At 68.6% G+C, this 11,194-nt stretch carries 11 protein-coding genes; all 11 read right to left on the minus strand.

Features of this window, described 5'->3' with window-relative positions:
• Nucleotides 1–120: 120 nt before the first annotated feature.
• The 11 genes from ACIA77_RS51975 to ACIA77_RS52025 all read right to left on the minus strand — a co-directional run bounded on the left by ACIA77_RS51975 (nt 121) and on the right by ACIA77_RS52025 (nt 10,971).
• A complete protein-coding gene (locus tag ACIA77_RS51975; protein ID WP_395893669.1) occupies nt 121–1,722 on the minus strand; it encodes a cytochrome bc complex cytochrome b subunit in 1,602 nt (533 codons plus the stop codon).
• The gene (locus tag ACIA77_RS51980) at nt 1,719–2,177 is read right to left on the minus strand and encodes a hypothetical protein (protein ID WP_395893670.1); all 459 of its coding nucleotides are present in this window, start codon (nt 2,175–2,177) and stop codon (nt 1,719–1,721) included. Before ACIA77_RS51980 ends, ACIA77_RS51975 begins: the two co-directional genes overlap by 4 nt.
• 288 nt (nt 2,178–2,465) lie before the next feature.
• Nucleotides 2,466–2,948, minus strand: a complete 483-nt coding sequence (locus tag ACIA77_RS51985) for an RrF2 family transcriptional regulator (RefSeq protein WP_395893671.1) — start codon at nt 2,946–2,948, stop codon at nt 2,466–2,468.
• Nucleotides 2,949–4,344: 1,396 nt separating this feature from the next.
• Entirely contained in the window at nt 4,345–5,190 is an 846-nt protein-coding gene (catA, locus tag ACIA77_RS51990; protein WP_395893672.1) for a catechol 1,2-dioxygenase, read from the minus strand.
• A gap of 29 nt (nt 5,191–5,219) precedes the next feature.
• Nucleotides 5,220–6,320: a mandelate racemase/muconate lactonizing enzyme family protein gene (locus ACIA77_RS51995; RefSeq protein WP_395893673.1), complete on the minus strand. Its 1,101-nt coding sequence runs from the start codon at nt 6,318–6,320 to the stop codon at nt 5,220–5,222.
• A gap of 10 nt (nt 6,321–6,330) precedes the next feature.
• On the minus strand, nt 6,331–7,383 hold the full coding sequence (locus ACIA77_RS52000; RefSeq protein WP_395893674.1) for an NADH:ubiquinone reductase (Na(+)-transporting) subunit F: 1,053 nt from the start codon (nt 7,381–7,383) through the stop codon (nt 6,331–6,333).
• A gap of 22 nt (nt 7,384–7,405) precedes the next feature.
• Nucleotides 7,406–7,726: a phenol hydroxylase subunit P4 gene (locus tag ACIA77_RS52005; protein WP_395893675.1), complete on the minus strand. Its 321-nt coding sequence runs from the start codon at nt 7,724–7,726 to the stop codon at nt 7,406–7,408.
• Between the two features lies 1 nt (nt 7,727).
• A complete protein-coding gene (locus tag ACIA77_RS52010; RefSeq protein ID WP_395893676.1) occupies nt 7,728–9,257 on the minus strand; it encodes a YHS domain-containing protein in 1,530 nt (509 codons plus the stop codon).
• Between the two features lie 3 nt (nt 9,258–9,260).
• Nucleotides 9,261–9,545 (minus strand): MmoB/DmpM family protein, encoded by a 285-nt coding sequence (locus ACIA77_RS52015; RefSeq protein ID WP_204094803.1) that lies wholly within the window; start codon nt 9,543–9,545, stop codon nt 9,261–9,263.
• Nucleotides 9,542–10,558, minus strand: a complete 1,017-nt coding sequence (locus ACIA77_RS52020) for a phenol 2-monooxygenase (RefSeq protein ID WP_395893677.1) — start codon at nt 10,556–10,558, stop codon at nt 9,542–9,544. Before ACIA77_RS52020 ends, ACIA77_RS52015 begins: the two co-directional genes overlap by 4 nt.
• Before the next feature lie 14 nt (nt 10,559–10,572).
• Complete coding sequence (locus tag ACIA77_RS52025) at nt 10,573–10,971, minus strand: hypothetical protein (RefSeq protein WP_395893678.1); 399 nt, start codon at nt 10,969–10,971, stop codon at nt 10,573–10,575.
• Nucleotides 10,972–11,194: the final 223 nt, after the last annotated feature.

Genomic DNA, 11,194 nt, shown 5'->3' on the forward strand with positions numbered 1-11,194 from the left:
GGGGGTCCCCCGGGTGGCGCTTTCGCCCCCCCCCGGGCGCGGGGGGGGCCCCCCCCGGGGTCTGTGGGGGTCGGGGGCGGGGCCGGCCCGTGTAACCACCCCCCCCCCCCGCGACTGTCCTCAGTGGCCGCCGGAGCCCCGGATGCGGGCGACGGCGGTGGTCTCCTCGGGCGGGTCCGGCTTCAGCAGCGAGCCGGGCACGGCGCGGCCCGCGGCCCCGAGCTTGTTCATCTTCTTCGGAACGGGTGCGCCCTGGTACTCCAGTGGCTTCGGGTGGCCGTGGCCGTCGACCTCACCGAGCGGCTGGTGGATCTCCAGGTAACCACCGGACGGCAGCCGCGTGATGATGCCGGTTTCCACGCCGTGCTCCAGCACTTCGCGGTCGGAGCGCTGCAGACCGAGGCAGATCCGGTAGGTGACGAAGTACGCCAGTGGCGGCACGACCAGCGCGCCGATCCGGCCGGCCCACGTCATCGCGTTGAGCGAGATGTCGAACTGGTCGGCGATGATGTCGTTGAAGCCGGACAGCTCGATCACGGCGTAGAACCCGAGCGCCATCATGCCCAGTGAGGTGCGCACGGGTGCGTCACGCGGGCGTTGCAGCACGTTGTGGTGCGCGGTGTCCTTCGACAGCCTTCGTTCGATGAACGGGTAGGTCAGCAGCAGGGTGAACACGATGGCCATGCCCATGGCGCCGGCGAAGAAAACGGCGGGCACCGTGTAGTCACCGAGGTAGAGCTCCCAAGCCGGCCAGATGCGCAGCAGGCCGTCGGCCCACGCCAGGTACCAGTCGGGTTGCGAGCCCGCCGAAACCTGCGACGGGTTGTACGGCCCGATGTTCCAGATGGCGTTGATCTGGAAGAGCCCCGCCAGCAGCGCGAGCACGCCCGTGACGATCGTGAAGAACGCGCCGGCCTTCAGGGCGAACGCCGGGAAGATGCGGATCCCGACAACGTTCGTCTCCTTGCGCTTCACCCCGGGGAACTGCGTGTGCTTCTGGTACCACACGATCGCGAGGTGCGCGGCGATCAGCGCGAGCATGATGCCCGGGATGATGAGGATGTGGACGGTGTAGAGCCGCGGGATGATCTGGTCGCCCGGGAACTCACTGCCGAACACGGCCCAGTGCACCCACGTGCCGACCACGGGGATCGACAGGATGATCCCCGACAGCGTGGCGCGGATCCCGGTGCCGGACAGCAGGTCGTCGGGCAGTGAGTAGCCGAAGAACCCTTCGAACATGCCGAGAATCAGCAGCGTCGCGCCGATCAGCCAGGTGCCTTCGCGCGGGCGGCGGAACGCACCGGTGAAGAACACCCGGCACATGTGGACCATCATCGCCGCGATGAAGATCAGCGCGGCCCAGTGGTGCAGCTGCCGCACGAAGAGGCCGCCGCGGACCTCCATCGAGATGTCCAGAGTGGACTTGAACGCGCGCGACATCTCCAGGCCCTGCATGCTGGAGTACACGCCGTGGTACGTGACCTCCTGCATGGAGGGGTCGAAGAACAGCGTCAGGTACACGCCGCTGAGCAACAGGACGATGAACGCGTACAGCCCGATCTCGCCGAGCAGGAACGACCAGTGGGTCGGGAACACCTTGTTCATCTGGTGCCGCAGGCCCTTGGCGAGGTGGTAGCGGTCGTCGACGGCCTTCGCGATGGCGCCGGCCTTCTCCAGCGCCGGGGGGTTCCCCTTGGTCGGGGTGGTCAGCTCGCTCACGAGATCCGCACCCGCCTCCGCAGCACGGCGCCCGCGAGCACGGTGCCGAACAGCTCCACCACCGTCAGCGCGAACGCCGTCACGCCGAACGGCAGCGCCCAGCCGCCGTGCACGTGGGCGATGTTGTCACCGGTGCCGGAGAAGAAGTGGAACGAGAACCCGAACAGGAACGACGCCGCCATCGACACGACGAGCAGCACCGCGCCCGCCGTTCCGCGATGCCGGTAGTGGCGGTAGATCGCGTACAGGGGCAGCGCGATGATCACCACCACCACGAACGCCAGCTGCGCCACGCTCAGGTCCACGCCGGCGCCGAGGTGCAGCACGGCGTGGGCCGAGGTGATCAGGAAGTGCCCGACCACCGTCGCCAGCATCAGCCGGTCGATCCGGGCCACCAGCGGCGGGTCCTTGAGCACGGCCTTGCCGTTCACCCGCGGCGCGACTCCTTCGGTCATCGCCTGTCCTCCGTTCGACGTGCCCCGCACCGGGGCCGCAACTGGACTCGGCGCACCCGCTGACCGGGCGCCGAGGTCGAGGGACCCGGTCCCGGTGCGGGCGCGTGGTTCGGCGCGCCCGCACCGGGCCGGGCGCTCCGGCGCGGGGGCCGCGCACCGGAGCGACGCAGGGCACGGCGCACTGGGACGGGGAGGTCCGGGCAGCCGGGCGTGTCCTGCGTGGGGATGGAGCGTGTGGTTCGAGTGCGCGCTTCGTTTCGGAGGCCGGCCTGAGCGGGCATCCAGTGCTCACTCACGGCCGTAGGCCTGACGGGCGACGCCCGCCATCGCGGGGGCATGGCGGTCGGCTTCGGCGCGGACGTCTTCGAGCGTCTGGGCGGCCAGAGCCTGCCGCCAGGCCAGTTCGGCGCGCTGCATCGAGGCGTTCACGGCGCAGGCCGTGCGAAAGCAACTGTCCGGCGCGCTCGCACCCATTCCCCTGCGGCGGATCTCCGTGCACTGGAACGCCGGCGCCGGCCCCTCGATCGCGGTGACGACGTCCATCAACGTGATGTCCCCCGCGCGCCGCGCCAGCCGGAAACCGCCGCGGGCACCCGGGAGGGATTCGAGCAGGCCCGCTTTGACGAGGCTTTGCAGCTGCTTGTTCAGGTACGCCGGGGGCAGCTCGTGGCTCGCGGCCAGGCGCGCGGTGGGGACGGGTTTGCCGTCGTCCACCCAGGCGAGGGCGAGCAGTGTGTGAACTGCCCATTCGACGCCTTGGCTCATCTTCATATTCTGGATGTTAGGGATCCTGGATATGTTGTGTCAAGGTTTTGAAGGAGGGTGGGAGGTCGGGTGAGCTGGGGTTTTGGTGAGGGGGAGGGAAGGATGAAGGGGAAGTCACAGTGGTGGGTGGGTGCGGTGGGTGGAGGCGCGCGGTGTGTGGAGGGCGGGGTGGTTGTGGTCAGGTGGCGGTGGTGGGGACGTGATGATGGGAAACGGTGACGGTGCGGCGGTGGCGGGGCAGCCGTGGCCGGCAGCGGTGCGGAAGCAGCTAGGCGGCGAGTGGGCCGTGGCGTTGCGCGTTCGGCGGATCGGCGACCCCTCATCGGCCGGAGATTCGTGAGAGTGAACGAGCAGCCGTGCTGGAGCAGCTGTGCGGGCGCAGCGGCGGAGGCGCGTCGGCCGTGGCGAATGCGATCTGCGGATCGGCGATAGCCGATCCGCGGGAGATCGTGAGAGTGGCGGTGCGGCGGTGGCGGTGCAGCCGTCGCGGTGCAGCAGTGACGGTGCAGCCGCGGCGGGGCAGCGATGCTTGCGCCGCGGTGCGGGAGCAGCTACCCGGCGCGGGCCGTGGCGTTGCGCGATCGGCGGATCGGCGATCGGCGATCAGCGGGAGATCGTGAGAGTGGCGGGGCGGCTGTCGCGGCCCAGCGGCGCGGCCGCGGCGGCGCGGCGGCTCTGGCGGCGCGGCGGCTCTGGCGGCGCGTGATCCGTGGCTGCGTGAGAGATTCGTGAGGGCGGCGAGGCACCGAGGGCTCGTCATATTGCCGCACCGCGAAACGGCAACCGGCTCAGAACACAGCCGCCGCGCGCCACAGACCGACCGGCGGCCGGCAGCGTCAGCGGACGTGCACCCAGACCCCGGCCTGCATCTCGATCCGCAGCCTCCACGCGGTCTGAATCACCTTGTCAAGGTACTCTTTCCCGCCTTGACAAGGTGATTCAGACCGTCGTTAGAATGATCGGATCCGGGGTGGAGGCATTCCGATCGGGCGCAATGTCGCGCTCTGGCGCGACGAGCCGGCCGACGGTTGCGTGAGTCGCCGGAAGGACGCCCACGACTCGTTGCGCTGGCGCGCAACATCGTCGGACATAGGTAACGAGAGGCACCCCGACCCTTGATTGTCACCGCGGTCTGAACCACGTGTCAAGGCGGGAAAGAGTACCTTGACACGTGGTTCAGACCGCGGAGAAGGCGGGGGATCGAGGTGCAGGGCCAGGCCTGGGTGCACTTCGATTCTCGTAGATACCCGGCGGTGGTTATCCAGTGTGTCGGTTCTCCCGGAAAGGTGGGACGGCGACATTCCTCGAGTTTTGCAGGAATGCCGGCTCTCCCCGAAGGTGAGAGCCGGCATTGTCGTACCTCAAGCCTCCCGATCAGCCAGGGTGCTGACGAACTCAGCCATCAAGCCGGGTCCAGTACGAAGTCATACCGGACCTGATGCCCCTTCCCATCTTCCGTCGGCGTGGGGTTCAGGATCAGATCGTTCTTCACCGCGGTCGCGATGTCGTCGCCGACGTGGTCGCCGCCGTCGAAGTAGAGCTGGGTGGTGATGAGTTGGTGGGAGGGGGAGGAGACCTTGATGTGGAGGTGGGCCGGGCGCCAGGCGTGCCAGCCGGCGGCGGCGATGAGGGCGCCGGTGGCTCCGTCGGTGGGGATCTGGTACGGCGCCGGGTAGATGGTGTCGATGGAGAAGGTGCCGTCGGCGTCCGTGGTGAAGCGGCCGCGCAGGTTCCAGTCCGGGATGCCGGGCGCGAATTGCGAGTACAGGCCGTCGGCGTCGGCCTGCCAGAAGTCGACGACGGCGCCGGGAAGGGGTTCGCCGGAGACGGCGCGCACCTGGCCGAAGAAGCGCAGCGGCTGTCCCGGTTCGCCGTCGCGGGTGGGCAGGGCGCCGGACGAGCCCAGTTCGGGTGCGCCGCTCACGTAGTAGGGGCCTTCGATGCTGCCGACGGTGCCCTCGCGCCGCGCGTTGGCGATGGCCTCGACCTCGTGCTCGAGGAACACGTCGAGGAACAGGGGCCACTCGCCGTCCTGGCCGACCTGGATCAGCCAGGCCTTGAAGGCGTTGTACTCGTCGTAGGTCAGCTGATGCTTGCGGACGACCTCGCGCAGCGCGGCCAGGGCGTCGGACGCGAGCGCGTTCACCCGCGCGACGTCGGACGACGCACCCGACTTCGCGCGTTCCTGGAAGGTCTTCGTCGCGGACGCGCCCGAGGCGGCGGCGGTGGGTGAAACGACTTCGGTCATGGTGGAAACACCTCTCCTTGTGGTGGGAATCAGTCCTGGCGGTAGTGCGCGAGCTTGTCCTCGTCGAGCCGGACACCGAGGCCGTGGCCCTGGGGCACGCGCAGTTCGCCGTGTTCGATCCGCAGCGGTTCGGCGAGCAGGTCGTCGGTCATGTCCAGGAAGTTCGACAGCTCCCCCGCCCGCCGGGAAGTGAGCTCGAACGCCGCGCCGAACGTGGCCGCGCACAGCGACCCGAGCTGGCCGTCGATCTGGTTGCCCAGGACGACCTCGACGCCGAGCCCCGAACACTGGCTCAGCACCCGCTGTGAATGCGTGAACCCGGTGCGGGCGGTTTTGATGCTGATGCCGTGGGCGGCGCCCGCCAGCAGCTCGCGGGTCACCTCCCCCGGCCGAGTCGCACTTTCGTCGGCGTAGAGCGGGATCCGGCTCTGCGTGGCGAGCCACCGCCGGCCCAGCACGTCGTCGGCCGGGCACAGCTCCTCGGCGAAGAGCAGGCCGACGTCGTCGAGGGCGCGCAGCGCGACCGCCGCCTCCGAAGCCGTCCAGCCGCGGTTGCCGTCGATGTAGAGCTCCACGTCCTCACCGAGCGCCGCGCGCAGCGCCCGGCACACGTCGACGTCCAGCCGCACCGGCCGGCGCCCGACCTTCACCTTGAACGTCGAGATCCCGTACTCCGACCGGATCCGCTCGGCCTCGTCCACCATCTCCCCCGGCTGCGCGAACCCGACCATGTGGCACACGCGCATCCGGTCGGTGTAGCCGCCGAGCAGCTCCGTGACCGACACGCCGAGGTTCTGCCCGATGAGGTCCCACAGCGCCATGTCGACAGCGCTCTTCGCGGCCGGGTTGCCCACCGTGCGGTCGAGCTTCGCGTGCACGGCTTCCCGGGCCAGCGGCGACATCCCCATCAGCTGCGGCGCGAAGATCGTGTCGATCACCGCCTTGATCGAGCCCTGCGTCTCCCCGTAGGTGAAGGGCCGCGGCGGCGCCTCGGCCGTGCCGACCAGGCCGTCGTCGGTGTGCACCCGCACGAGCACGTGCTCGGCGATGTCGACCGCCCCGCTCGCGAACCGCAGCGGTTTGCGGTACGGGATCGCGAACGGGACGGCCTCGACTCTCGTCACCTTCACGGCTCGCCCCTCACCGGCGGATCAGCGGGCTGCGCACGACGTTCGCGCCCGCGGCCCGGTCGGCCGAATCGAAGAAGTCCTCGCGGTAGATGTCGCGCGGGAACAGCCGCGCCTTCATCAGCGCCTTCATCGTGTCCTCGACCATCGCCGGGCTGCCGCAGATGTAGGCGACGTGCCCGCCGGCCCGCGGGTAGTCCTCGGCCAGCAGCGCGGGGACCCGTCCGGACCGGCCCTGCCACTCTTCGCGCGACAATGCCGGCCGGTAGGTGAACCAGTCGTGCTGCTGCGCCAAGTCCTCGAAGAACTCCTGGTCGTACAGGTCGTCCTTCGTGGCCACGCCGTGGTACAGCGTCACCTCGTGGCCACCGCCGTTCTCCGCGATGTGCTGCACCATCGACTTGAGCGGCGCCAGCCCCGTGCCCGAGCCGAGCAGCAGGATCGGCTGCGTCCTCAGTGGACGGAACGAGAACCGGCCGTACGGACCCGACAGCGCCACTTCGTCGCCGACGGCCAGCGTCGAGAACACCCAGCCGTCGGTGGCCTTGCCGTTCTCGGACCGCTTGAGGTGCAGCTCGATCACCTTGCCGTCCGCGGGCGTGCTGGCGATCGAGTACGGCCGCTGGTGCCCGCCCGGGACTTCCAGCAGCACGTACTGCCCGGGGTTGAACTCCATCGGCCGGTCCAGGGCCAGTACGAGCCGCCGCACGTCGGGGGCGATCTCGTCGAGCGCCTCCACCCGGCCCGTGAAATCGCGGACCGGGTGCACGCCGACGCCCTCGTCCACGTCGACTTCACCCTCGACGACGACGTCGCCGCGCGGCTGGGCCACGCAGATCAGCGCGGCGCCTTCTTCGCGTTCGCTGTCCAGCAGTGCGTACGGCGACGCGTCGCCGAGGTCCACCTCGCCGTCGAGGATCTGGGCCTTGCAGGTGCCGCACGTGCCGTGCGTGCACGCGTGCGGCAGCCAGATCCCCTCCCGCAGGCAGGCGTCGAGCACCGTCTGGTCGTCGCGGCACTGGATCTCCGCGCCGATCGGCTCCACGCGGATGGTGTGGGTCGCCACGTTCTCCTCCGTTCGGACGGCCTCAGGCGGTGAACTTCAGCATCGACTTGTGGCCGATGCCGAGTTCGGTGAGCGGCGTGTCGCCGGGTGCGTCGAGGGGCTGGTCGTTCACCCGCCAGTCGCCGACGGCCGCGGGGTCGAAGTCGGGGTCCGAGCCGGCCCAGGGGCCGACCATGTTCTCCACGAACTCCGAGAACGGCATCGCCTTCGGCACGCGGAAGCACGCTGCCGAGCAGAACAGCGGATTGCCCTCCCAGTGCACGTACACCAACTGGTCGTCGCCGAAGAGCTCCGCGCGGTCGGCGGACGGGAAATCGTAGTCGTAAAGCGCTTTCACAGCCATGTCAGGCTCCTTGTTTGACGTCGCCGTCGTGCCAGCCGACCCACGACTCGTGATCGGGCGAGCCCTTGTACTCGCCGTTGTCGCCTTCCTGGATGCCGTACCACTGCAGGACTTCCGGCACCGACGGGCCACCGCAGTTGCCCTGGTAGATCTGGTGCACGGGCAGCCACGCCTGCACGTACTTCTCCGGTTCGCGCTCGAAGATCCACTGGCAGCCGTCGCTGCAGGTGTGGAACGTCTCGCCGCGGAACTCGCTGGTGCGGAAGGAGATCCGGCCCGGGTCGTCCTTCTCGGTGAACGCCATGGGGACCTGGCAGATCTGGCACAGCTGCGGCAGGCCCTGGAAGAACACCCGCCCGCCTTCGGATTCGATGCGGTGGTGCTTCTCCCACACCGGGCGGTAGTGGCGGTCGAACGTCTCGGGGTACTGCTCGGAGAGCCAGCGCAGGTGCGATTCGCCCGGCGCCTGCGTGGTGAACGAAGCGGCGAAGGAGAAGTTGTGCAGGATCTTGTAGACCTCGTGCGAGAGCTTGTCCTTCTCGGCGATGGCGTCCTCGACGTGCTTGGGGGGCTTGATGCCGTAGAACTCGAGGTCCGGGAACAGGCCGCCGAGCATCTGGTCCTCGAAGTAGAGCTCGAACGCCTCCTTCCAGCTCATCACCGGCTTCGGCAGCATGTAGTCCATCATCCCGGCGACCAGCGCGGACATCCGGTACGCGCGCCAGAACCACTTGTCGATCCAGGCCTGGATGATCGGCACGTTGGCCTCGTCCTGCTCCAGCAGGAACTTGATGGCTTCCAGGCCGAGCGTCATGTGCCGGCTCTCGTCGGACTGCGCCGAGAAGCCGAACGACATCGTCGGCATGTCGCCGTTGAAGCTCGCGCCGCTCATGAACGGCACGAACAGCAGGTTGGTCAGCAGGTACTCGAAGCTGAACGAGATCGAGATGAGGAACTCGAACGGGCCGGCGGTGATCGCGTCGTCGAACAGCGACTTGGGCACCGAGAGGTACCAGACGCGGTCGTGCATCTTGGACCAGCTGTGGAAGCCGCCGTAGTACTTGTTGTAGTTGCTGATCGTGTGGATCTGCGTCTGGCAGTGGCGCAGTTCGTCGATGCTCTGGCACAGCGCGGCGAAACGCGGCGCCGGGCCTTCGAGGAACCGCGCGAGGTAGGCGAAGTGCCGGTGCGCGGCGTACTCCAGCGGCGTCACGCCCTGGATGAACAGGCGGATCGCGTTGAGGTAACTGGCGTCGGCGAGCCCGAGGTGGCCCTGGCTCTGCGCGAACCCGTCGATCACGGCGTAGAGCCGCTTGTCCTTTTCGGCCTGGTACTTGTAGTACGCGTCGACGGTGAGGCGGAAGGGGTCCTCCCAGCCGTCCCAGTCGTGGACCTTGATGCCCTCGTAGCTGGTGTAGGGGTAGAGCTGTTCCTTGGTGACGTAGCCGGGTTCCCAGTCGAGGTCACGGGTGAGCAGCGAGTAGCGCTCCTTGAGCGGCAGCTTGCGGCGGCGCGGTTCGGTCTGAGTCATGTCCTAGTGCTCCCACTTCACGATGATCCGGTCGTCGTCCCACTCGGAGAAGTTGCCCGCGTACGAGACGATGGCGAGCTGGAACTCGCCCGTCTCCCACTCGCGGCCGAGCTCCTGTTCGACGGTGTCCCGGTTGATCACGATCTGGCCGGCGGCCTGCAGCTTCACCAGGCCCGGCAGGTGCCGGACGGTGAGCTCGGGGTTGTCGGCGCGGATGGCCGCGACGAGGCTGCGGTTCTCTTCGGATTCCTGGATGTCGATGCCGACCTGGCGCAGGGTCTCGCTCACGCCGCACCTCCCGTGATCTCGGCCCAGCGCTGCTCGGCCTCGGTGGTCGTGCGCGCGAGTGCCTCGACCGTGCCCGCCCCTTCGAGCTGCTGGTCGACGATGCGCGCGATTTCGGTGGCGGCCTCGTGGGCCAGCGGGTTCCAGGTGGCGACGATGCGGGCGAGGTGCTCGCGGTTCCCGTCGCCGAACTCCGCGTCGGTGGCCCACGCCTTGATCAGCGCGTCGAGCCACTTGCGCTGGTCCTTGAACCAGGTGTGCAAGTACTGGGTGAACAGGCTGTACGCGCCGGCGCCCGTGGTGAGCGCGACCTCATCGAGCTCGCGGTAGAGCACCGGGTAGACGAGCGAGTCGACCAGGTCGATCGCCACGAGCCCCTCGGCCCAGTCCGGCGCCGCCATCGCTTCCTCGGTGAAGCGGCGCAGCGGCTGCAGGTGCTCGCCCTGCAGCCACTCGCGCTTGCCGACCTGCAGCAGGTCGCCCGTGCCGCCGCCGAGCGCGATCCCGACGCGGGAAAGCATCTGCGCGTTGCCGATGCGGTCGAACGCGGCGAAGCTGCAGCACTGCTCGATCGCGGTTCCGTAGGCGAAACGGGCGCCGCCGACGCTGACCATCTGCGCGCCGGATTCGTAGTGGCGCAAGGGAAGCACGGCCGTCGTCAGCACGGTCTGCCACGCGGCCGGCAGCTTGGCCAGCAGCTCGCGCTGTTCGAGGTAGGCCATCTGCTTGGTGAACTCGTCGTGCAGCGTCGCGCGGTTGGTCACGTAGGGCGTGTAGTAGAACTGGCGCGGATCCGTGTAGCTGTAGGGGTCCGCGAGCTTCAGCACGCTGTAGTCCGCGTCGTAGATCTCGCGGTGCTCGTCCCACGTGGGCCGGTAGTGGAAGTTCTCGCGCGGCTGGACGTCCAGCGTGCCTTCCAGGTAGCGGCTCGCGGGCTGATCGCCGAGCCGGTCGATCACGTTCTGGTAGCTCTGGCGCTTCGGCTCGATGACCTGGTAGCGCAGTTCGTATTGCATGGATCCTCTTCCGGTCAGTGGTGCACGGGAGCAGTCAGCAGGCTCAGCAGCAGCGCCCGGAGTTCTTCTTCGCTCGCGAGCCGCCGGGGATCGCCTTCCGGTTCACCGGCGACGACGAGGCAGGCGATGGCTTCCCGGCCGGCGATCGCGGTGCGGATCCGCGCACTGCGGTCGGCGAACCCGACGGTGAAGGCGAGTTCGCCGTCGCCGCTGTCGTCGACGAGGCTGAGCACTTCACCGTGTTCACGCAGAACTGCGTTGGCTTCGCTGACCATCTGCTCGGCGAGCGACCGGATGATCACCTGTTCGTCGGTGGCCACGGCGACGCTTCGCGAGGCCGCCGGTTCGGTGGCCGGCACGGGAGCTTCCTCCCCGTCCAGCAACGACTGGACCGCCAGCATGAACGGGGTCACGGCTCCTCCTTGAGTCCGGGAAAACGCAATCGAGGGAAAATGCGCTGTTTCCCGATTGTTTCCGACCGATTGAGAAAGCGGAAATACCTGGATCCGAAGAGTTGATAGGCGGGACTTCTCAATCCCGCGACACTGCTAGCGCGGGCCGCCGACCAGGGCGTGGGTGCGGGAGAGCACCTTGGCCACGTGCGGGGAATCCTCCCCCTTGCGCACGGCGACGGCG

This window comes from Amycolatopsis sp. NPDC051903 (genome assembly GCF_044452505.1).
In the GTDB taxonomy this organism is placed as follows: Bacteria; Actinomycetota; Actinomycetes; order Mycobacteriales; family Pseudonocardiaceae; genus Amycolatopsis.

Bases quoted from the DNA above. Each gene is read 5' to 3' on its own strand.
- ACIA77_RS52010 (WP_395893676.1), bottom strand. From the start codon at position 9,257: ATGACTCAGACCGAACCGCGCCGCCGCAAGCTGCCGCTCAAGGAGCGC.
- ACIA77_RS51985 (WP_395893671.1), bottom strand. From the start codon at position 2,948: ATGAAGATGAGCCAAGGCGTCGAATGGGCAGTTCACACACTGCTCGCC.
- catA (WP_395893672.1), bottom strand. From the start codon at position 5,190: ATGACCGAAGTCGTTTCACCCACCGCCGCCGCCTCGGGCGCGTCCGCG.
- ACIA77_RS52005 (WP_395893675.1), bottom strand. From the start codon at position 7,726: ATGGCTGTGAAAGCGCTTTACGACTACGATTTCCCGTCCGCCGACCGC.
- ACIA77_RS52020 (WP_395893677.1), bottom strand. From the start codon at position 10,558: ATGCAATACGAACTGCGCTACCAGGTCATCGAGCCGAAGCGCCAGAGC.
- ACIA77_RS51980 (WP_395893670.1), bottom strand. From the start codon at position 2,177: ATGACCGAAGGAGTCGCGCCGCGGGTGAACGGCAAGGCCGTGCTCAAG.